General features: G+C 65.5%; 19 protein-coding genes. 9 read left to right on the top strand and 10 right to left on the bottom strand.

The genetic code is table 11. The annotated features are described in order from the left end of the window. Positions 1–63: 63 nt before the first annotated feature. Positions 64–507, bottom strand: coding sequence for a ribosome assembly RNA-binding protein YhbY (gene yhbY / locus GV368_RS07280; RefSeq protein ID WP_142810588.1), 444 nt, complete (start codon positions 505–507; stop codon positions 64–66). 45 nt (positions 508–552) lie between these two features. Here yhbY and GV368_RS07275 point away from each other — a divergent pair, with 45 nt between their 5' ends. Continuing rightward, positions 553–1,176: an RlmE family RNA methyltransferase gene (locus GV368_RS07275; protein WP_142810590.1), complete on the top strand. Its 624-nt coding sequence runs from the start codon at positions 553–555 to the stop codon at positions 1,174–1,176. Positions 1,177–1,341: 165 nt separating this feature from the next. On the opposite strand, the gene aceA is transcribed toward GV368_RS07275, so the two are convergent. The 6 genes from aceA to GV368_RS07245 form a co-directional block, all read right to left on the bottom strand. Further along, entirely contained in the window at positions 1,342–2,637 is a 1,296-nt protein-coding gene (aceA, locus tag GV368_RS07270; RefSeq protein ID WP_169116049.1) for an isocitrate lyase, read from the bottom strand. A gap of 147 nt (positions 2,638–2,784) precedes the next feature. Further along, on the bottom strand, positions 2,785–3,264 hold the full coding sequence (gene rraA / locus GV368_RS07265; RefSeq protein WP_169116048.1) for a ribonuclease E activity regulator RraA: 480 nt from the start codon (positions 3,262–3,264) through the stop codon (positions 2,785–2,787). A 76-nt stretch (positions 3,265–3,340) separates the two neighbouring features. Beyond that, complete coding sequence (gene clpA, locus GV368_RS07260) at positions 3,341–5,620, bottom strand: ATP-dependent Clp protease ATP-binding subunit ClpA (RefSeq protein WP_169116047.1); 2,280 nt, start codon at positions 5,618–5,620, stop codon at positions 3,341–3,343. A 2-nt stretch (positions 5,621–5,622) separates the two neighbouring features. Then, positions 5,623–5,931, bottom strand: a complete 309-nt coding sequence (gene clpS / locus GV368_RS07255; protein ID WP_142805080.1) for an ATP-dependent Clp protease adapter ClpS — start codon at positions 5,929–5,931, stop codon at positions 5,623–5,625. A 67-nt stretch (positions 5,932–5,998) separates the two neighbouring features. Next, the gene (locus GV368_RS07250) at positions 5,999–6,235 is read right to left on the bottom strand and encodes a hypothetical protein (protein ID WP_169116046.1); all 237 of its coding nucleotides are present in this window, start codon (positions 6,233–6,235) and stop codon (positions 5,999–6,001) included. Between the two features lie 41 nt (positions 6,236–6,276). Beyond that, a complete protein-coding gene (locus GV368_RS07245) occupies positions 6,277–7,485 on the bottom strand; it encodes an amino acid aminotransferase (RefSeq protein WP_169116045.1) in 1,209 nt (402 codons plus the stop codon). Positions 7,486–7,585: 100 nt separating this feature from the next. Between GV368_RS07245 and GV368_RS07240 the strand changes: the two genes are divergently transcribed. Together GV368_RS07240 and uvrB are read left to right on the top strand one after the other, a co-directional pair. Next, the gene (locus tag GV368_RS07240) at positions 7,586–7,723 is read left to right on the top strand and encodes a hypothetical protein (RefSeq protein ID WP_169116044.1); all 138 of its coding nucleotides are present in this window, start codon (positions 7,586–7,588) and stop codon (positions 7,721–7,723) included. Continuing rightward, the gene (uvrB, locus tag GV368_RS07235; RefSeq protein WP_328514243.1) at positions 7,723–9,669 is read left to right on the top strand and encodes an excinuclease ABC subunit UvrB; all 1,947 of its coding nucleotides are present in this window, start codon (positions 7,723–7,725) and stop codon (positions 9,667–9,669) included. The genes GV368_RS07240 and uvrB overlap by 1 nt, the downstream gene beginning before the upstream one ends. Positions 9,670–9,714: 45 nt before the next feature. Here the strand turns inward: uvrB and GV368_RS07230 are convergent, their stop codons facing one another. Beyond that, entirely contained in the window at positions 9,715–12,759 is a 3,045-nt protein-coding gene (locus tag GV368_RS07230; RefSeq protein WP_169116043.1) for an Rne/Rng family ribonuclease, read from the bottom strand. A 623-nt stretch (positions 12,760–13,382) separates the two neighbouring features. Between GV368_RS07230 and GV368_RS07225 the strand changes: the two genes are divergently transcribed. Continuing rightward, entirely contained in the window at positions 13,383–14,339 is a 957-nt protein-coding gene (locus GV368_RS07225) for an RluA family pseudouridine synthase (RefSeq protein ID WP_206673329.1), read from the top strand. Then, positions 14,336–15,022 carry an HAD family hydrolase gene (locus GV368_RS07220; RefSeq protein WP_328514242.1) on the top strand — a complete coding sequence of 229 codons (687 nt, stop codon included), beginning with the start codon at positions 14,336–14,338 and terminating at the stop codon, positions 15,020–15,022. The genes GV368_RS07225 and GV368_RS07220 overlap by 4 nt, the downstream gene beginning before the upstream one ends. Here the strand turns inward: GV368_RS07220 and GV368_RS07215 are convergent. Next, positions 14,969–15,682 (bottom strand): SAM-dependent methyltransferase, encoded by a 714-nt coding sequence (locus GV368_RS07215; protein WP_178086751.1) that lies wholly within the window; start codon positions 15,680–15,682, stop codon positions 14,969–14,971. The two genes, GV368_RS07220 and GV368_RS07215, sit on opposite strands and share 54 nt — an antisense overlap. Next, complete coding sequence (locus tag GV368_RS07210) at positions 15,679–16,260, bottom strand: Maf family nucleotide pyrophosphatase (RefSeq protein WP_142811722.1); 582 nt, start codon at positions 16,258–16,260, stop codon at positions 15,679–15,681. The genes GV368_RS07215 and GV368_RS07210 overlap by 4 nt, the downstream gene beginning before the upstream one ends. A gap of 51 nt (positions 16,261–16,311) precedes the next feature. Here GV368_RS07210 and GV368_RS07205 point away from each other — a divergent pair, with 51 nt between their 5' ends. The 4 genes from GV368_RS07205 (at position 16,312) to GV368_RS07190 (ending at position 19,144) form a co-directional block, all read left to right on the top strand. Next, positions 16,312–16,800, top strand: a complete 489-nt coding sequence (locus tag GV368_RS07205) for a YceD family protein (RefSeq protein ID WP_142811724.1) — start codon at positions 16,312–16,314, stop codon at positions 16,798–16,800. Between the two features lie 63 nt (positions 16,801–16,863). Then, a complete protein-coding gene (gene rpmF, locus GV368_RS07200; RefSeq protein ID WP_142805088.1) occupies positions 16,864–17,043 on the top strand; it encodes a 50S ribosomal protein L32 in 180 nt (59 codons plus the stop codon). An 80-nt stretch (positions 17,044–17,123) separates the two neighbouring features. Continuing rightward, complete coding sequence (plsX, locus tag GV368_RS07195; protein WP_169116042.1) at positions 17,124–18,182, top strand: phosphate acyltransferase PlsX; 1,059 nt, start codon at positions 17,124–17,126, stop codon at positions 18,180–18,182. Then, positions 18,179–19,144 carry a beta-ketoacyl-ACP synthase III gene (locus GV368_RS07190; protein ID WP_169116041.1) on the top strand — a complete coding sequence of 322 codons (966 nt, stop codon included), beginning with the start codon at positions 18,179–18,181 and terminating at the stop codon, positions 19,142–19,144. The genes plsX and GV368_RS07190 overlap by 4 nt, the downstream gene beginning before the upstream one ends. Positions 19,145–19,152 lie beyond the last annotated feature (8 nt).

Here is a 19,152-nt window from a genome sequence, read left to right as displayed (position 1 = left end):
GGCGGGGGATGAATCGTCGCCAGCGAGCCGATCGCGAGGTGGCCGTGCGCACGGCAGCTTCTTTCATGGACTTCGCGGCTTGCGGCCCTGCTTTTTGGCGGGGCGTCGAGCTGCCTTGGCGGTTGCGCGTTGCTCGATGAGCGCACGTAGCCGGGCCGCCCGAGCAAATGCCTTGGCCGACTTGGCGTGTGCCCCTGGCGCAGAGGATTTTTCCGCCACTTCCTGGGGTGGAGTCTCGGGTCGGGGGCGCCATAGCACCAACAGGTTACCGATGTGCTGCACGGGCGCACAGTCGAGCCGCTCGCAGATTTCGGTCATGAGTGCTTCGCGCGCCTCGCGCTCGGAGCCGGCCACCCGCACCTTGATGAGCTCGTGCGCCGTCAGCGCCCGGTCGATCTCCGCGAGTACCGCCTCGGTGAGCCCCTTGCTTGCAATGATGACGACGGGGTTGAGATGATGGGCTTGGGCGCGGAGGGCCCGGCGGGTATGGCTGTCGATCTGGCGCATGGGATGGTAGTGTTTGCTGTAAAACAAGATTTTAGCGCAAGGATCATGGGAAAGAACAAAAGCCATCGGGATTGGATCCATCGCCATTTGACCGATCCTTACGTCCAGGAGGCCACCCGCGCCGGCTACCGCTCGCGCGCGGCCTTCAAGTTGATCGAGATCGACGATCGGGACCGGCTGCTGCGGCGCGGTCAGTGCGTGCTGGATCTGGGTTCGGCGCCGGGGGCTTGGTCGCAAGTGGCGCGCGAACGGGTGGGTGAGACGGGACAGGTCTTTGCCCTCGATCTTTTGCCGATGGCACCTATTCCTGGCGTGGAATTCGTGCAGGGAGATTTCACCGAGGAGGCGACGGAACGGGCGCTGGAGGCGCTCTTGGCCGACACCAAGCTCGACGTGGTCTTGAGCGACATGGCCCCCAACCTTTCGGGCATCGCCTCGGTCGATCAGGCGCGTGCGATGCACCTGGCCGAGTTGGCGCTCGATTTCGCCGTGCGCCACCTGCGTCCCGAAGGGGTTTTTCTCATCAAGGTGTTCCAAGGGGAAGGATTCGAGGAGTTCCGCCGGGCGATGGGTGCGGCGTTTGGCAGCGTGGCGGTGCGCAAACCCAAAGCTTCGCGCGACCGCAGTGCGGAGGTGTATCTGCTCGGGCGGGGATTGCGCCGCACTTGAGTGTGATCCCCCGGATAGGCGAGCATCCGGGCACCGCGCAACGCCGCCATGCAGCCGCGCAGCAGGTTATTCGAGGTGTCCAAAGAAAAAAGGCCGGTTACCCGGCCTCAAGATTGTCTGCGCGCGGCCGTCTGATGCGGCCGCGGACTCCTCCCTCTCTCGTGATCAGTGGAACTGCTCTTCCTCGGTCGAGCCGGTAAGCGCCGTGACGCTGGATTGGCCGCCTTGGATCACCGTGGTCACGTCGTCGAAATAGCCCGTGCCGACTTCGGCCTGGTGCGCGACGAAGGTGTAGCCCCGTTCGCGGGCGGCGAATTCGGGCTCCTGCACTTTCTCGACGTAGGCCGACATGCCCCGGCGCACGTAGTCATAGGCCAGGTCGAACATGTTGTACCACATGGAGTGGATACCGGCGAGCGTGATGAACTGGTACTTGTAGCCCATGGCGCCGAGCTCGCGCTGGAACTTGGCGATGGTGGCGTCGTCGAGGTTCTTCTTCCAGTTGAAGGACGGCGAGCAGTTGTAGGCGAGCAGTTTGCCGGGGAACTTGGCGTGCACCGCCTCGGCGAACTTGCGCGCGAATTCGAGATCCGGCGTACCGGTTTCGCACCAGACGAGGTCGGCATAGGGCGCGTAGGCGATCGCGCGGGCGATGGCCTGCTCGAGCCCGTTGCGGGTGCGATAAAACCCTTCGGCGGTGCGCTCACCGGTCAGGAACGGCTTGTCGTATTCGTCGTGATCGGACGTGAGCAGATCGGCCGCCTCGGCGTCGGTGCGGGCGATCACCAAGGTGGGCACGCCGCAGACGTCGGCGGCGAGCCGCGCGGCGACGAGTTTCTGCACCGCTTCGGAAGTCGGCACCAGCACCTTGCCGCCCATGTGGCCGCACTTCTTCACCGAGGCGAGCTGGTCTTCGAAGTGCACGCCCGATGCCCCGGCGCGGATCATGGCCTTCATGAGTTCGAAGGCATTGAGTACGCCCCCGAAACCGGCTTCGGCATCGGCGACGATGGGCGCGAAATAGTCGATCCAGCCCGGATCGCCGGGGTTGAGCCCCTTGCTCCACTGGATCTCGTCGGCGCGCTTGAAGGCATTGTTGATGCGCTCGACCACCACCGGCACGGAGTTGACCGGATAGAGGGATTGATCGGGGAACATGGCGCGGTATTCGTTGTTGTCCGCGGCCACTTGCCAGCCGGAGAGGTAGATGGCCTTGACGCCGGCTTTCACCTGCTGCATCGCCTGACCGCCGGTGAGCGCGCCGAGGCAGTTGATGTAAGGCTCCTCGTGCAGCAGCTTCCACAGCTTTTCGGCACCGCGGCGGGCGAGGGTGTATTCCGGATTGACCGAGCCGCGTAGCCGCACCACGTCTTCGGCGCTATAGGGACGGGTGACGCCTTTCCAGCGGGGGTTTTCGGCCCAGTCTTTTTTCAGGGCAGCGATCTGTTGCTGACGATCCATGACGGTTCCTTCCTTGAGAGAGGAGAAAAAAGCCCATGAGCAAAGCCCATGGGCTGCATGGTACGTCAGCTCGGACGCGACGTCAACAGTCTTATATAAGACATAAGATAAGGTGGGTATGCTGCGGCATCAGGCGATGTTTATGGGTCATACGAGTGGCGTGTCGGACACGATCACACCGTCTTCGTCGGCATAGGCGAACATCCCCGGCGCGAAGGTGGCGCCGCCGAAACTCACCGCAATGTCGCGCTGCCCTTCGCCGCGCTTGAGCGTCTTCTGCGGATGCGTGGCAAGCGCCCAGACGCCTAGGGGGAGCCGACCGATGGCGGCCGAGTCGCGGATGCAGCCATAGACGATGACCCCGGCCCAGCCGTTCTTCACCGCGAGTTCGGCGAGGTTGTCGCCCAGGAGCGCCCGGCGAAGGGACCCTCCGCCGTCGATCACCAGCATCGCGCCTTGGCCGGGCTCGGCGAGCATCTCGCGCACCAGCGCGTTGTCCTCGAAAATTTTCAGGGTGCGCACGGGCCCGCCCGCGGCGCGGGCGCCGCCATAGGAGCGCAGCATGGGGGCGAGCACGCGCACGCGGTCTTCGTGCGCGTCGCACAGGTCGGCGGTATGGAAGTCCATAAAAAAATCTCCGGTCGGTGGAAGACGACCGGAGATTCTAGCAGCAGCTCGGATGCGGTATGGCGTCCGCCCGGGTTCAGGATTCGAGCACGGCTTCTTCGTCGAAGAGCAGCTTCACCTTGCCTTCGGCATCGACGTCGATCGTCACGTGCCCGCCGTTCACCAGCCGTCCGAAGAGGAGCTCGTCGGCGAGCGCGGCGCGGATCGTGTCCTGGATGAGCCGGGCCATGGGGCGCGCGCCCATGAGCGGGTCGAACCCCTTGGCGGCGAGCCAGGCCTTGAGCTCGTCGGTGAAGTGCACCTCGACCTTGCGCTCGTGCAGCTGAGCTTCGAGCTGCATGAGGAACTTCTCGACGACGCGCTGGATGATCTCGTTGTCGAGCGGCTTGAAGGAGATGATCGCATCGAGCCGGTTACGGAACTCCGGCGAGAAGATCCGCTTGAGCTCGCCCATCTCATCGCCGGCCTCACGCTTGGAGGCAAAGCCGATGGTGCTCTTTTGCATGGTCTCGGCGCCGGCGTTCGTCGTCATGATGATGATGACGTTGCGGAAGTCGGTCGAGCGGCCGTTGGCATCGGTGAGCGTGCCGTGGTCCATCACCTGCAGCAGGATGTTGAACACGTCCGGGTGTGCCTTCTCGATCTCGTCGAGCAGCAGCACGCAGTGCGGTTTCTTCATCACCGCTTCGGTGAGGAGCCCTCCCTGTTCGAAGCCGACGTAGCCCGGCGGCGCGCCGATCAGGCGGCTGACGGTATGCCGTTCCATGTACTCCGACATGTCGAAGCGGATGAGGTCGATCCCCAGCGTGTAGGCGAGCTGGCGCGCGACTTCGGTCTTGCCCACGCCGGTGGGGCCGGAGAAGAGGAAGGCGCCGATGGGTTTTTGCGGATTGCCCAAACCCGAGCGCGACATCTTGATGGCGCGCGCGAGCGCTTCGATCGCCGCGTCTTGCCCGAAGACGACGCTCTTCAGGTCGCGTTCGAGACTGGCGAGTTTCTCGCGGTCGTCGGCGGCCACGGTGCGCGGCGGGATGCGCGCGATCTTGGCGACGATCGCCTCGATCTCGCCTTTGCCAATGACTTTCTTCTGCTTGTTCTTGGGCAGGATCTTCTGCGCCGCGCCGGCTTCGTCGATGACGTCGATGGCCTTGTCCGGCAGCTGCCGATCGGTGATGAAACGCGCCGCGAGCTCGGCGGCGGCATGCAGCGCCGCGGTCGAGTATTTCACGTTGTGGTGCGCTTCGAACCGGCTACGCAGCCCCTTGAGGATGGCGATGGTGTCTTCCACGCTCGGCTCGGGTACGTCGATCTTCTGGAAACGACGCGACAAGGCGTGATCCTTCTCGAAGATCTGGCGGTATTCGGCGTACGTGGTAGCGCCGATGCACTTGAGCTGGCCGCTGGAGAGCGCCGGCTTGAGCAGGTTGGACGCATCCAGCGTGCCGCCCGAGGCGGCGCCTGCACCGATGAGCGTGTGGATCTCGTCGATGAAGAGGATGGCGTTGGGGCGTTCTTTCAGCTGCTTGAGCACGGCCTTGAGGCGCTGTTCGAAGTCGCCGCGGTACTTCGTGCCGGCAAGGAGCGCCCCCATGTCGAGCGCGTAGACCTGGGCGTTGGCGAGGATCTCGGGCACCTTGCCTTCGACGATCATGCGTGCGAGCCCCTCGGCGATGGCCGTCTTGCCCACGCCGGCCTCGCCCACGAGCAAGGGATTGTTCTTGCGCCGACGGCAGAGGGTTTGGATGACGCGTTCGAGCTCGGTGCCACGACCGATGAGCGGGTCGATCTTGCCTTCGCGGGCGAGCTGGTTGAGATTGACGGTGAAGTTCTCCAGCGCGCCGCCGTTGCCCTGCGGTGTTTCTTCCTCGTCGTTCGCCTCGTGCTTGGCTTTACTCGCCGCAGCTTCACCCTGTGCGGCGCTGCGCGACTTGACGATGCCGTGCGAGAGGTAATTGACGAGGTCGAGCCGGGTGATCTTCTGCCGCTGCAGTAGATAGAGCGCGTGCGAATCCTTCTCGCCGAAGATGGCCACCAGCACGTTGGCGCCGACCACTTCGGCTTTGCCCGAGGATTGTACGTGCAGGATGGCGCGCTGGATGACGCGCTGGAAACCCAGCGTGGGCTGGGTGTCGACCTCGCCGTTGCCCGGCACCCGCGGTACGTGCGTGTCGATGAACTGCGACAATTCTCGGCGCAATTCGTCGAAATTGGCCCCCACGGCACGCAACGCATCGGCCGCCGACGGGTTGTCGAGCAGCGCGAGCAGCAGGTGTTCGACGGTGACGTACTCGTGCCGCTTCTGCCGCGCGTCGACGAACGCCATGTGTAAGGTGACTTCTAGCTCTTGGGCGATCATTTTCAAACTTCCTCCATGACGCAGGCGAGGGGGTGTCCGTGTTGCCGGGCAAAGGTCGTGACTTGTTCGACCTTGGTGGCGGCGATGTCTTTCGGATAGACGCCGCACACTGCCATCCCCTCATGATGGACTTTGAGCATGATTTGCGTCGCGCGTTCGCGGCCCATGTGAAAAAAACGCTCCAGCACGATCACCACGAAGTCCATGGGGGTGTAGTCGTCGTTGAGCAACAGCACCTTGTAGAACCGCGGGGGAGTAACCCGCGCCTCTTCTTTCTCGAGGATCGGGATGGTGGTATGCCGTGTCGTCATGGTTTCATTCTAATGCGTCCGTGCCCAAACGCAACCCCGGCGCGGACGATGTGATCAATCGTTGCGCTCAATCGTCGCGTTCGGAAAAGTCGCTCTCGATCCGGTCGATCAGGGCATGGAACACTTCGCGTACCTGACGTTCGCTCACGCCCATGAGGAGCGCGTCGTCGAGGGTATCCTTGAGCATCTGGGCGAGTTCCTCGAGATTCTCGCGCAGGACTTTGCGCTTTTCCGTACAGCCGATCGCTTCGCCCGAGGGAGTGCGCCAGACGAGGTGTTCGAGGAAGGCGTCGAGTTCGTTCATGGGAGGAGGGTGCCGCCCCGAGCGGGGCGGCGGAAAGGAGCTCAGCCGCGTAGGACGGCGGCGATCGCTTCGGCGACGTAGTCGAGGTTGCGCGCGTTGAGCGCGGCGATGCAGATGCGCCCGGAGCGTACCGCGTAGATGCCGTACTCGCTCTTGAGCCGTTCGACCTGCTCGGGGGTGAGCCCGGTGTAGGAGAACATGCCGCGCTGGCCGGTGACGAAGGAGAAGTCCTTGCCCGGCACGGCGGCTTCCAGGCGCTGGCGCAGCCCTTCGCGCATGGCGCGGATGCGTCGGCGCATGCCGCCGAGCTCTTCTTCCCATTGTGCGCGCAGCTCGCTTGAGGCGAGCACGTCGGCCACGAGCGCCGCGCCGTGCGAGGGCGGGTTGGAGTAGTTGGTGCGGATGACGCGCTTGAGCTGCGACAGCACCCGCTCGGCCTCGTCACGCGAGCCGGTGACGATGGACAGCGCTCCGACGCGCTCGCCGTAGAGGGAGAAATTCTTCGAGAACGAGCTCGAGACGAAGAAGGGGATGCCGGTGGCGAGGAAGTGGCGCACCGCCGCGGCGTCGGCGTCGATCCCTTCGGCGAATCCTTGGTAGGCCATGTCGAGGAAGGGGACGAGCTCGCCCGCCACGCAGGCTTGGGCGACTTCTTTCCACTGTGCTTCACCGAGATCGGCCCCGGTGGGGTTGTGGCAGCAGGCGTGCAGCACGACGATGCTGCGCGGGGCCATGGCCGCGAGCGCCGCCTTCATGCCGGCGAAATCCACGCCGCCGGTGCTGGGATCGTAGTAGCGGTAGGTGTGCACGGGAAAGCCCGCCGCCTCGAAGATGCCGCGATGGTTTTCCCAGCTGGGGTCGGAGATGTAGACGGTGGTATCGGGCACGATGCGCTTGAGGAGATCACCGCCGATGCGCAGCGCCCCGGTGCCGCCCAGACCCTGGGCGGTGACGACGCGCCCTTCGGTGAGCAGAGGGGAATTGGCGCCAAAGAGCAGACGCTGCACGGCGCCGGTGTAGGCGGCCGGGCCTTCGATGGGCTGGTAGCCGCGCGGCTTGGCTTGACGCACGCGCGCTTCCTCGGCGGTCTTCACCGAGGCGAGCAGCGGAATGCGTCCTTCTTCGTCGTAATACACGCCCACGCCGAGGTTCACTTTCTGGGGGCGCGGGTCGGCGGCGAAGGCTTCGTTGAGTCCGAGGATGGGGTCGCGCGGCGCGAGTTCGACCGCGGCAAAGAGACTGCGGGACATGGATCGGGGCTCCTGAGGCTGGACCATCGGGCTGTGCCTTGCGGGAACCCGCTTCGGGGTAAGATGTCGCAAGGCTACCGCCGAAAAAAGGAATTGTAGCATGGCCGAACTTCCTTCCTCCAGCGGGCGCTTCGTGCGTTTTCCGGGCAGTCCGTTCGAGCTTTTCCAGCCTTATCCGCCGGCCGGGACCAGCCTCAGGCGATCGAGGCGCTGGTATCGGGTATCCGCGACGGGCTGATGTTTCAGACGCTGCTGGGGGTGACCGGTTCGGGCAAGACCTACACCATGGCCAACGTGATCGCCCGCTGCGGGCGCCCGGCCCTGGTGATGGCGCCGAACAAGACGCTCGCCGCCCAGCTCTACGCCGAGTTCCGCGAGTTCTTCCCCAAGAACGCCGTCGAGTACTTCGTCTCGTATTACGACTATTATCAGCCCGAAGCCTACGTGCCCAGCCGCGACCTCTACATCGAGAAGGATTCGAGCGTCAACGCGCACATCGAGCAGATGCGCCTGTCGGCGACCAAGAGCCTGATGGAACGGCGCGACGTGGTGATCGTGGCCACCGTCTCGTGCATCTACGGCATCGGCGACCCGGTCGATTACCACTCGATGGTCTTGCACCTGCGCGAGGGCGAGCGCATGGGGCAGCGCGCCATCATCGAGCGTCTGGTGCAGATGCAGTACGAGCGCGCCGACGCGGATTTCCGCCGCGGCACCTTCCGCGTGCGCGGCGAGGTGATCGACGTCTTCCCGGCCGAGAGCGCGGAGTACGCGCTGCGCATCGAGCTCTTCGACGACGAGATCGAGCATCTCACGCTCTTCGATCCGCTCACCGGCCATCTGGTGCACAAGCTCGTGCGCTTCACCGTCTATCCTTCGAGCCATTATGTGACGCCGCGTGCCACCGTCCTGCGCGCGATCGACTCGATCAAGGAGGAGCTGCGCGAGCGCAAGGCGTGGCTGCTGGAGTGCGGCAAGCTGGTGGAGGCGCAGCGTCTGGAGCAGCGCACGCTCTTCGACCTGGAGATGCTCTCCGAGATGGGATTTTGCAAGGGCATCGAGAACTATTCCCGGCATCTTTCGGGACGCCGTCCGGGCGAGCCGCCGCCCACGCTCATGGACTACCTGCCGGCCGATGCGCTGCTCTTCATCGACGAGTCGCACGTGACGGTGGGGCAGATCGGGGGGATGTTCCGCGGCGACCGTTCGCGCAAGGAGAACCTCGTCGAATATGGCTTTCGCCTGCCTTCGGCGCTCGACAACCGGCCACTCACCTGGGAGGAGTTCGAGCGATTGATGCCGCAGACGATCTTCGTCTCGGCCACGCCCGGCGAGTACGAGACGACGCACCAGCAGCAGCTCGTGGAGCAGGTGGTGCGCCCCACGGGGCTGGTCGATCCGGAAGTGATCGTGCGCCCGGCTTCGACCCAGGTCGATGACCTGCTCGCCGAAGCCAAGCGCCGCGTGGCCGCCGGCGAGCGCGTGCTGGTGACCACGCTCACCAAGCGCATGGCCGAAGATTTGACGGAGTATCTCAACGAGAACGGCGTGCGCGCGCGCTACCTGCATTCGGACATCGACACGGTCGAGCGCGTGGAGATCATCCGCGACCTGCGTCTGGGGGAATTCGACGTGCTGGTGGGCATCAACCTGCTGCGCGAGGGGTTGGACATCCCCGAGGTGTCGCTGGTGGCGATCCTGGACGCGGACAAGGAGGGGTTTCTGCGCTCCGAGCGCTCTCTCATCCAGACGATCGGGCGGGCGGCGCGCAATCTCCACGGCACGACCATCCTCTACGCCGACCGCGTCACCGAGTCGATGCGCCGCGCCATCGACGAGACCGAGCGGCGCCGCGCCAAGCAGCTCGCCTACAACGCCGAGCACGGCATCACGCCGCGGGGCGTGACCAAGCGCATCAAGGACATCATCGACGGGGTCTATGGTGAAGAGGGCGAGAATCGGCCCTCGGCGCGGGCCGTCGCCGCGACCGAGGCACACTGGGAAGAGTCCATCGACCCGACCGACGAGAAGGCGGTGGCGAGGGCGATCGCCCGGCTGGAGAAGGAGATGCTGGAGCACGCGCGCAATCTGGAATTCGAAGCAGCGGCGCAGGTACGCGACCGGCTCTTTCGCCTGCGCGCGCGTGTCTTCGGTGCCGATCCCCACGCCTCGCTCGAGGAGTGAAGGGGCGGGGAAAGGCGCAGGGCGCGGCGTTTGCCGCGCCCTTTTTCAGGCGGCGGGAGGCTGCTCGTCGGCGACGGCAGGGGTCGATTCGATAGAGGATCGCTTGGTCTCCACCTGAACGAGCGGGCCTTCCTCGACCTTGGGCGGGCGCACCACGGGGCGGCCGAGCCGTACGATCACTTCGGTGGGCTCGAGCTCGGCGAGCTTGGCCGGATCGGTCTCTACCCACTGCAGGCCGGCGGCGGCGAGGATCTCGCGCAGGGATTCTGAAGTCATTTCCGGTGCAGGTGCGGGAGGAGGGGCGGCCTGCCTGCTTGCCATGGCAGATTCGCGGTGCGTCGAAGTGCTCGGCGCACGAGGTTCGCTCGATGACGTGGGAGGAGCCGCTTCTCCACCCTCGGGGGCTGCCGGGGCTTCCTGGAGTGTCGGGCGAGTGGCCGGCGTTTGCTCGGTCGGCTCGGGGTGTTCCCTTTTCGTGGCGTGGCTGGCGGGGGGCTGCATCGCTTCGAGCGCGGGGCCGGCGAGCGGCAGCGGTGCGAGTGCTTCGGCATCTCGGGTTGTTGGTTCGCTTTCGTCGCGCGGGTGCCGAAGCGCCTGGGAATCGGCCTGCCATTCGGTCGTTGGGGCATCCGCGCGAGGCGTCACGGTGGCGTGTGGGGTTGCGGCTTCGAGATCCGCGTCCGAACGCCGCGATTCGATCGTCGGTTCGGGGAGTCGTGGCGGCACGATGGCGGGCAGATCACCTGCCTTTTGCTCGGAAGCGGCGGGCTCGGTGGGCAGCGCTTCCTCGGTGGCATCGGCGCGCTTCGTTGCGGCTTTGCGTGCCGGGGCGATCTCATCGGTCCGAGCGGATTCGTCGCTGGCAGCAAGGTCGGCTTCGTTTTGCCCCGTTTCTTCGGTCTCGGCGGCTTCGATCGCCTCGGCGGTTTCTCCCATGACCTTGCGGCGCGAGCGCGAACGACGCCGGCGCTTGACGGTGGCCTCCGAGGTGCTCTCGGTCGTGGGTGGGGCGCCTTCGAGGGATTCGGCAGCTTCGTGTACCGTGGCCAGGGTGGTGGGGGGCGCCTCGATGCTGCCGGAGGAGCTCGGTGACGTTGCGGTGCGAGGCTGCGTTGAGCTCTTGTCCGAGACGGTAGCGCTTTGGGGCGCTGAGGAGGCTGGACGTGCGCCGGGTCGCTCCGAAGATTCTGCGCGGCGCCGGCTCGATTCACGTGAGGGACGGTCGCCACGGTGTCCGTTGTCGCTGCTTCGGGTTCTCGGCTGGCGACGGCCCTCGGGGCGGCGGGCCGATTCGGACGCCTCGGGCTCGGCCGGCGGCGTAGCGGGTTCTTCGGCTTTGGGCGGCTCGTTGCCGCCAGGCCCCATGAGACTGCGGAGCCAGGATTTGAGACGCTGCACCAGAGGGGCCGGTGCGGCTTTCACCTCTGGAGTCTCGGGGGTGGGGGGCACGGAAGGGGGCGGGCTGCTCGCAGAGGGCGGCGGTGTCTCGGGGGTGATTCCCTTGACGGCAGCGACCTGCCGCCGGGCAGGCTTGTCCGAGAGATCGACGAGGCGATTGGGTTCGGGCGCGGGCGGCGTGGCGAGCTCGTAGCTCACCAGGGCGACGTCGTGCGCATCGAGTTGATCGTGACGCAGACGCACCACTTCGTGGACGGGGGTTTCCATGTGCCGGTTGGGGATGACGACGATGCGCACCTTGTGGCGTGCCTCGATGCGGGCGATGTCGACGCGTTTTTCGTTGAGCAGGAAGGTGGCGACATCGACGGGCACTTGCGTATAGACGGCTGCGGTGTTTTCCTTGATCGCTTCTTCTTCGATCAGGCGCAGGATGTGTAGCGCCGCCGACTCGGTGCTGCGAATGTGACCGGTGCCGGTGCAGCGCGGGCAGGGGATGTAGCTCGTCTCGGCGAGTGCCGGGCGCAACCGTTGGCGTGAGAGCTCTAGCAGTCCGAATTTGCTGATTTTGCCCAGCTGAACGCGGGCGCGGTCGTGTTTGATCGCATCCTTGAGGCGATTCTCCACTTCACGTTGATTCTTGGCCGCATCCATGTCGATGAAGTCGATGACGATGAGCCCGCCGAGGTCGCGCAGGCGCAATTGGCGGGCGATTTCGTCCGCGGCTTCCAGGTTCGTCTTGAGTGCGGTCTCTTCGATGTCGGCTCCCTTGGTGGCACGGCCGGAATTGACGTCGATGGCCACCAGCGCTTCGGTGTGATCGATGACGATCGCTCCGCCGCTCGGCAGATTCACCTGGCGCGAGAAGGCCGTCTCGATCTGGTGCTCGATCTGGAAACGGGAGAAGAGCGGGACGTCGTCCTGGTAGCGCTTGACGCGGGGCACGAAGTCGGGCATGACGTGGGCCATGAATTGGCGCGCCTGCTCGCAGATGTCGTCGGTGTCGCAGAGAATTTCGCCGATATCGGGTTGGAAGTAGTCACGGATCGCTCGGATCACCAAGGCGCTTTCTTGGTAGATGAGGAAGGGGCCGGACTGGGAGGAGGCGGCTTCTTCGATCGCGCGCCATAGCTTGAGGAGATAGTCGAGGTCCCATTGCAGCTCGTCGCGCGTGCGACCGATGGCGGCGGTGCGCGCAATCAGGCTCATGCCTTCGGGGACGTCGAGTTCCTCGAGCAGCGCCTTGAGTTCGGCCCGCTCCTCGCCGTCGATGCGTCGTGACACACCACCGCCGCGCGGGTTGTTGGGCATGAGCACGAGATAGCGGCCAGCGAGTGAAATGTAGGTGGTGAGCGCCGCGCCTTTGTTGCCGCGTTCGTCTTTTTCCACCTGGACGATGAGCTCTTGCCCCACCGAGAGCGCGTCTTGTACCCGGGTGCGACCGTTGGCTTCGGTACTTTTCCAGTAGGTGCGGGCGACTTCCTTGAAAGGAAGGAAACCGTGACGGTCTTCACCGTAGTCGACGAATACCGCTTCGAGACTGGGCTCGATACGGGTAATCACCGCTTTGTAGATGTTGCCTTTGCGCTGTTCGTGTGCTGCCGATTCGATGTCGAAGTCGATGAGCTTTTGACCATCGACGATGGCGACGCGCAGTTCTTCTGGCTGCGTCGCATTGAAGAGCATGCGTTTCATCGTGTCCTTACTCCCGCGCTCGGGACGGACACGAACGGGCAGTGGCCCGACGAGGGTTCGACGTCAGTGCGCAGGAGCACCGTTCCGCGGCGGCCAGGCAGGCCTCACGGAGCAAGGAGCTGCGCCGTGCATTGCGGGGGTCGTGGGGCCGGATCTCGGTGGCACCATGTCGTCGATCGTCTCTTCGGTCTCGTGCCGCTCCGCTGTCGGTGCGGCGTTGCTGCATTCCTGTTCGTGTCCGCCCACGCCGTTCAAGTTGAGAAAAAAGTCTGTGGCCGGGCGACCCTGGTGTTCCGCTGGTGGCTTCGGCAAGGGGCATGAGACTGGAGCTCCCGGCGCGAAGCGTTCTTTCGGGACATCGCGATCAATTCGCTGCACAGCCGTATGGAGACGTTCTCCGGCGCTCGGGTGTTTGCCCATCTCGTCGAGATGGTCTGGCATCTGTGCTCCGGGCAACTTGCCTTGCGGCTGCTGGCAGCAGGTTCGTTCGCGCGCCCTTCGATTCCGGTCGGGCGGGAGCACGACGTCTTCTCGACGGGCTCGACCGCTCGAAGTCGGTCCACTCCGGGTGGACGTTACACGACGACTCGACCGTGAATCGAAGCGATAGTATATTCGGGAAGATGATGGAACGCAAAATTTCTCCCGCGGCGCAGGAGTGGTGCGTCGATGAGGCGGGCGCCGGGCAGCGCCTGGACAATTACCTCTTGCGCCACCTCAAGGGGGTGCCGAAGAGTCACGTCTATCGCATCATCCGCAGCGGCGAGGTGCGCGTCGACGGCCGTCGGGCGCAGGCGCAGACACGCCTCGAGCAGGGACAGAGGGTGCGGGTGCCGCCGGTGCGCGTGGCCGAGGCACCCGTGCGTCCGGCGATTCCCGCCGGGCCGCCGCTGCCAGTGATCCATGAGGATGAAGACTTGCTCGTCCTCGACAAGCCGGCCGGCTTGGCGGTGCATGGCGGCTCGGGCGTGTCGTTCGGGGTGATCGAACGCTTGCGCGCCGAGCGTCCGGCGGCACCGCTGCTCGAGCTGGTGCATCGGCTCGATCGCGAAACTTCCGGTCTGCTGATGGTGGCGAAGCGCCGCTCGGCCCTGAAGGCGCTGCAGGATGCCTTGCGCGCCGGGCAGGTGCGCAAGCGCTATCTCGCCTTGGTCCACGGCCTCGTCGAGCAGCACGTGCAGCACGTGCGCGCGCCGCTCTTCAAGTACCTCACGCCGGAAGGGGAGCGGCGCGTGCGCGTCAGCTCCGAGGGGAAGGTCGCGCACAGCATCGTGCGGCGCCTGCGGCGCTGGCCGCAGGCGGGTTATACCTTGGTGGAAGTGGAACTGAAGACCGGGCGCACGCATCAGATTCGCGTGCATATGGCGCATCTGGGGCATCCCTTGGTGGGAGACGAGAAGTACGGTCGTTTCGCCGCCAACAAGGCGCTGGCGCGATCGGGATTCGATCGCATGTTCCTGCATGCGGCTTTTCTTTCTTTCATGCATCCGCGCTCGGGGGTGCGCCTCGACCTGGAGGCGCCATTGCCGCCGGAATTGCGGGAATTTTTGGCTGATCTGGGCCCGGGGGAGGAGGGGTGAGCGCATTCGATCTGGTGGTATTCGATTGGGATGGAACGCTGATGGATTCGACGGCAGCCATCGTGCGGGCGATGCAGCGTGCCGCCGAGGATCTGGGCGTGCCGCCTCCGCCGGCGCAGCGGGCGCGGCAGGTGATCGGCCTGGGCTTGACCGATGCCTTGCGTCTGGCACTGCCCGAGTTGCCGGCGCAGCGCTACCCGGAGATGGCGGCGCGCTACCGCCACCATTACTTGTCGCACGACGGCGAGCTCGAGCTCTTTCCCGGTGTCGAGGAGCTGCTTGCGCGGCTCGCGGCGGCCGGGCGCTACGTGGCGGTGGCCACCGGAAAGAGCCGGCTGGGGCTGGAGCGTGCGCTCGATCATTCGGGCTTGCGCCGCTACGTGATGGCCTCGCGCACCGCCGATGAGTGCCATTCCAAGCCGCATCCGCAGATGCTGCACGAGCTGCTGGCAGAGTTCGCGGTTCCGCCGGAGCGGGCGGTGATGATCGGCGATACGACGCACGATCTGCTCATGGCCCAGGCGGCGGGGACGGCCGGTATCGGCGTGGCCTACGGGGCGCATCCGCGCGAGGCGCTCACGGCCCTGCGACCGTTGTCGGTGGTGGATTGTGCGGGCGCGCTCGCGCCGCTAGTGCTGGGCGAGAAAGCCGAAGACGGTCGGGCGCTTGCCGAGCGTCGGTAAGGGGTCGGCGCGCCAGCGTGCGACGGGGGCGGTGCGGATCCATTGATCCGGTTGAGTGAGATGGCAGGCCACGCACAGCAGCGTCGTCGGCGCCAGCACCCGCACCAGGGTTTCGAGCATGCGATCGTTACGGTACGGCGTTTCGATGAAGAATTGGCTTTGCTGGTGGGCGCGTGAGGCCGCTTCCAGCGCGGCGATCGCGGTGGCGCGCTCCGGCGCCGGGATCGGCAGGTAACCGTGAAAGGTGAAACGCTGGCCCTCGAGGCCGCTGCCCATGAGCGCGAGCAGGAGGGCCGAGGGACCGACGAGCGGCACCACGGCAATGCCGCGCCCGTGCGCCCGGGCGACCAGCGCCGCTCCGGGGTCGGCCACCCCGGGGCAGCCGGCATCGGACATCAGGCCGAGATCTTCGCCCTCGAGGCAAGGCGCGAGCAGTACGTCCAGGGCGGCCGGCGTCGGCGCGTCGGGGATGCGCTGCAGCAGTAATTCGGCAATTGGCCCTGGATGTCCTAGGCGTTTGAGGGCGGCGCGGGCCGGTTTCTCGTTTTCGACGACGAAACGGCGCAGGCGCTGCACTTCGCGTAGATGTTCCGGCGGCAGCAGCGGCGGCCCTTCATCGCCCAGCGGCGTGGGGATGAGCAGCAATCGCCCGGGGGTCACGGCAGCGTCCAGCCGAGTCGGCGCAGCATCCGCGCCGTGGCGATGAGCGGCAGGCCGATGAGGGCGGTGGGGTCGCTCGATTCGATCACCTCGAGCAGGGCGATGCCGAGCCCCTCGGCCTTGGCGCTGCCGGCGCAGTCGAGCGGCCGTTCGCGCTCGACGTAGCGCACGAGTTCCGCGTCGGTGAGGTCGGCGCGAAAGCGCACCCGGGTGGGCACGAGTTCGGTCTGGGCGCGACCTTGCTCGTCGAGCACGCACACGGCGGTGGAAAATTCGACCGTCCGGCCGCGCATGCGCTGCAGTTGCGCAACGGCACGCTCCACGCTCCCCGGTTTGCCGAAACGCTCGTCGCCGAGATGGGCGACCTGGTCGCTGCCGATGACGTGGCAGGCTTCGTCGAGCGTCGCCGCGACCGCTCGGGCCTTGGCTTCGGCCAGTCGCCGGGCCGTCCGTGCCGGGGGTTCGCCGGGCAGCGGCGTTTCATCGACTTGGGGTGCGAGGGCAGTGAAGGGCAGGCCGAACCGTTCGAGGAGCTGGCGGCGGTAGGGCGAGGTGGAAGCGAGGATGAGACGCGTCATGGAGAGGAATTTTTTGACAAAAATTTCAGGAAATCTTATCATTGAGAACTTATGTCGCAAAACGTGACCCTGCCCGATCCGCTGGTGTTCGCACGGGATGCCGATTCGCTCTGCGGCGAGTTCGGATCCGGCGAGTTGTCGCGCCTATCCGCTTCCGTGCTCGAATTGGGGGCGGTGCGCTGGCGCGTCTCGGGGGCGTGTCTCGAAGATGGTCGCGCTGCGCTCGATGTGTCCGCTCAAGGTGTAGCCGTTTTGCGCTGCGAGCGTTGCCTGGGGCCGTTGGATTGGGCTTTTGCCGTGGCGCGGCGTTTGTCGCTCTATCGTGCCGACGAGGACATCCCCGAGGAGGAACTCGAGGATGAATCCTGTGACGCGATCCACTTCGCAGGGGCGCTCGACGTGGCAGGGCTGGTGGAAGACGAGATTTTGCTCGAGTTGCCGGTGTTCGCGCGGCATGAAGCCTGTGAACCCCCAGGGCCATGGGAGGCGGGTGAAGCGCTTTCTCCTTTTGCGGTCTTGGCGCAACTGAAGCGCTCGTGAGACAATCCTGAACTTTTTGGGCCGGCATCGTCCGGCCTGTTCGAACTAGAGGAGTATCCGGTCATGGCCGTTCAGCAGAACAAGAAGTCCCCTTCGAAGCGTGGGATGCACCGCGCGCACCAGGCGTTGAAGAACCCGCCGATCGCCGTCGATCCCACCACGGGGGAAGTGCATCTGCGTCATCACGTCACTCCGGGCGGCTTTTACCGCGGCCGTAAAGTGATCGACGTCGGCGGCGAATGATCCCATTCTCTTGCGATCGATGAGCTCGCGCGCTTCGTGCCGCCTCTCGGTGCGCGCTTGCCCGTTTATCGTGACTGATCATGACAGCTTCTGAGCGCGCAAAGCCGTTCGTGCTTGCCGTGGATTGCATGGGCGGGGATCACGGACCGCAAGTCACCTTGCCGGCGATCGAGTCTTTCCTGCGCCGGCGTTCGGATGTTTCCGTGCTTGCAGTGGGGCAGCCATCCGTGCTCGAGGCAGAGGTGGGGCGCCTTCGTCGTCGATTCGGGGAGCGAATCGAGCTCGTGCCGGCTTCCCAGGTCGTCGAGATGGACGAGGCGCCCACGTCCGCCATGCGCAACAAGAAGGATTCTTCCTTGCGCGTGGCGATCGAGCAGATCAAGGCGGGCCGGGCGCAGGCGGCGGTCTCCGCGGGGAATACCGGTGCCTTGATGTCGATCGCACGCTTCGTGTTGAAGACGCTGCCCGGTATCGATCGCCCAGCCATTGCCACGGTGTTGCCGGCGCGAGGTAGTCGCGTCTGGGTGCTCGATCTCGGGGCCAACGTCGATTGCACCGCCGAGCACTTGCGTCAATTCGGCATCATGGGGTCGTTGCTCGTGTCCGCCGTCGAGCAGGTGGAGCTTCCCCGGGTGGGGTTGCTCAACATCGGCGCCGAAGACATCAAAGGCAATCAGGTGGTGCGGGAAGCCGCGGCGCTGCTGCGTGCCACCGACCTCAATTTCGTCGGCAACGTCGAGGACATCTACTCCGGCCAAGCCGACGTCGTCGTGTGCGACGGGTTCGTCGGCAACGTCGCTCTCAAGACGACCGAGGGTCTCGCGCAGATGCTCGCGCTCATCCTCCGCGAGGAATTCAACCGCAGTCTGCTCACCCGCCTCATGGGGCTGGCGGCCTATCCGGTGCTCAAACGATTCAAAAATCGCGTCGATCCGCGCCGCTACAACGGCGCGGTGCTGGTGGGGTTGCGCGGAGTCGTGGTGAAGAGCCACGGCGGGGCCGATGCCTATGCCTTCGGTCAGGCCCTGGATCGGGCGGCCGAAGCGGCGGCGCATCGCCTGGTCGAACGCATCGAACGAAAAATGGCAGGAGCGTGGCCGCGGGCCGCCTCGCCCGTCACCGAGGTGGCATTGTCATGAGATTTTCCCGCATCATCGGCACCGGCAGCCATCTGCCCGGTGTGCCCATCACCAACGACGATCTGGTCGCGCGCGGCATTGAAACGTCGGATGAATGGATTCGCACCCGCACCGGCATCGCCGCACGACATTTCGCCGCCGAAGGGGAGATGGCGAGCGACCTCGCCCTCATCGCCGCACGGCATGCCCTGGAGCGGGCCGATTGTCGGCCCGACGACATCGATCTCCTCGTGCTCGCCACTTCCACGCCGGATTACGTTTTCCCCAGTACGGCCACTCTCCTGCAGGCCAAGCTGGGCATGACCAATCGGGCGCCTGCGTTCGACGTCCAGGCGGTGTGCAGCGGTTTCGTCTATGCGCTGGCGCTTGCCGACAAGTTCCTGCGCCTGGGGGAGGCACGCCGCGCGCTGGTGGTCGGCGCCGAAGTCTTCTCTCGCATCCTCGACTGGAACGATCGCTCCACCTGTGTGCTTTTCGGCGACGGGGCCGGCGCCATCGTGCTCGAAGCCGATGAACTGCCGGGCATCCTCGCCACACGACTGCACGCCGACGGGCGACATCACGCCGAGTTGTGGGTGCCGGGGCAGGTGGGCGCGGGTAAAGTACAAGGAGATCCCTTCGTGCGCATGGAAGGGCAGGCGGTGTTCAAATTCGCCGTCCAGGTGCTCGCCGAAGTGGCGCACGAAGTGCTCGATCTGGCCAAACTGCCGGTCGAATCGCTCGACTGGCTGATCCCTCACCAGGCCAACGTCCGCATCCTGCAAGCCACGGCCAAGCGCCTGGGGCTGCCACCCGAGCGGGTCATCAGCACCGTTGATCGGCATGGCAACACTTCGGCGGCTTCCATTCCGTTGGCGCTCGACGTCGGCATCGCCGAGGGCAAGGTTCGTCCAGGGCAGACGCTTTTGCTCGAGGGCATCGGCGGCGGTTTCACCTGGGGTGCGGCGCTGCTGCGCTATTGAGGAGACGG

This window comes from Tepidiphilus baoligensis (assembly GCF_012911495.1).
GTDB lineage: Bacteria > Pseudomonadota > Gammaproteobacteria > Burkholderiales > Rhodocyclaceae > Tepidiphilus > Tepidiphilus olei.
Note: the sequence above shows the minus strand (reverse complement) of the source record. Positions and strands in the feature narration are given on the sequence as shown.

What these genes read in the sequence shown, in the direction of transcription:
- yhbY (WP_142810588.1), bottom strand. Translation starts at nt 507, where the DNA reads ATGCGCCAGATCGACAGCCATACCCGCCGGGCCCTCCGCGCCCAAGCC.
- GV368_RS07275 (WP_142810590.1), top strand. Translation starts at nt 553, where the DNA reads ATGGGAAAGAACAAAAGCCATCGGGATTGGATCCATCGCCATTTGACC.
- aceA (WP_169116049.1), bottom strand. Translation starts at nt 2,637, where the DNA reads ATGGATCGTCAGCAACAGATCGCTGCCCTGAAAAAAGACTGGGCCGAA.
- rraA (WP_169116048.1), bottom strand. Translation starts at nt 3,264, where the DNA reads ATGGACTTCCATACCGCCGACCTGTGCGACGCGCACGAAGACCGCGTG.
- clpA (WP_169116047.1), bottom strand. Translation starts at nt 5,620, where the DNA reads ATGATCGCCCAAGAGCTAGAAGTCACCTTACACATGGCGTTCGTCGAC.
- clpS (WP_142805080.1), bottom strand. Translation starts at nt 5,931, where the DNA reads ATGACGACACGGCATACCACCATCCCGATCCTCGAGAAAGAAGAGGCG.
- GV368_RS07250 (WP_169116046.1), bottom strand. Translation starts at nt 6,235, where the DNA reads ATGAACGAACTCGACGCCTTCCTCGAACACCTCGTCTGGCGCACTCCC.
- GV368_RS07245 (WP_169116045.1), bottom strand. Translation starts at nt 7,485, where the DNA reads ATGTCCCGCAGTCTCTTTGCCGCGGTCGAACTCGCGCCGCGCGACCCC.
- GV368_RS07240 (WP_169116044.1), top strand. Translation starts at nt 7,586, where the DNA reads ATGGCCGAACTTCCTTCCTCCAGCGGGCGCTTCGTGCGTTTTCCGGGC.
- uvrB (WP_328514243.1), top strand. Translation starts at nt 7,723, where the DNA reads ATGTTTCAGACGCTGCTGGGGGTGACCGGTTCGGGCAAGACCTACACC.
- GV368_RS07230 (WP_169116043.1), bottom strand. Translation starts at nt 12,759, where the DNA reads ATGAAACGCATGCTCTTCAATGCGACGCAGCCAGAAGAACTGCGCGTC.
- GV368_RS07225 (WP_206673329.1), top strand. Translation starts at nt 13,383, where the DNA reads ATGATGGAACGCAAAATTTCTCCCGCGGCGCAGGAGTGGTGCGTCGAT.
- GV368_RS07210 (WP_142811722.1), bottom strand. Translation starts at nt 16,260, where the DNA reads ATGACGCGTCTCATCCTCGCTTCCACCTCGCCCTACCGCCGCCAGCTC.
- GV368_RS07205 (WP_142811724.1), top strand. Translation starts at nt 16,312, where the DNA reads ATGTCGCAAAACGTGACCCTGCCCGATCCGCTGGTGTTCGCACGGGAT.
- rpmF (WP_142805088.1), top strand. Translation starts at nt 16,864, where the DNA reads ATGGCCGTTCAGCAGAACAAGAAGTCCCCTTCGAAGCGTGGGATGCAC.
- plsX (WP_169116042.1), top strand. Translation starts at nt 17,124, where the DNA reads ATGACAGCTTCTGAGCGCGCAAAGCCGTTCGTGCTTGCCGTGGATTGC.
- GV368_RS07190 (WP_169116041.1), top strand. Translation starts at nt 18,179, where the DNA reads ATGAGATTTTCCCGCATCATCGGCACCGGCAGCCATCTGCCCGGTGTG.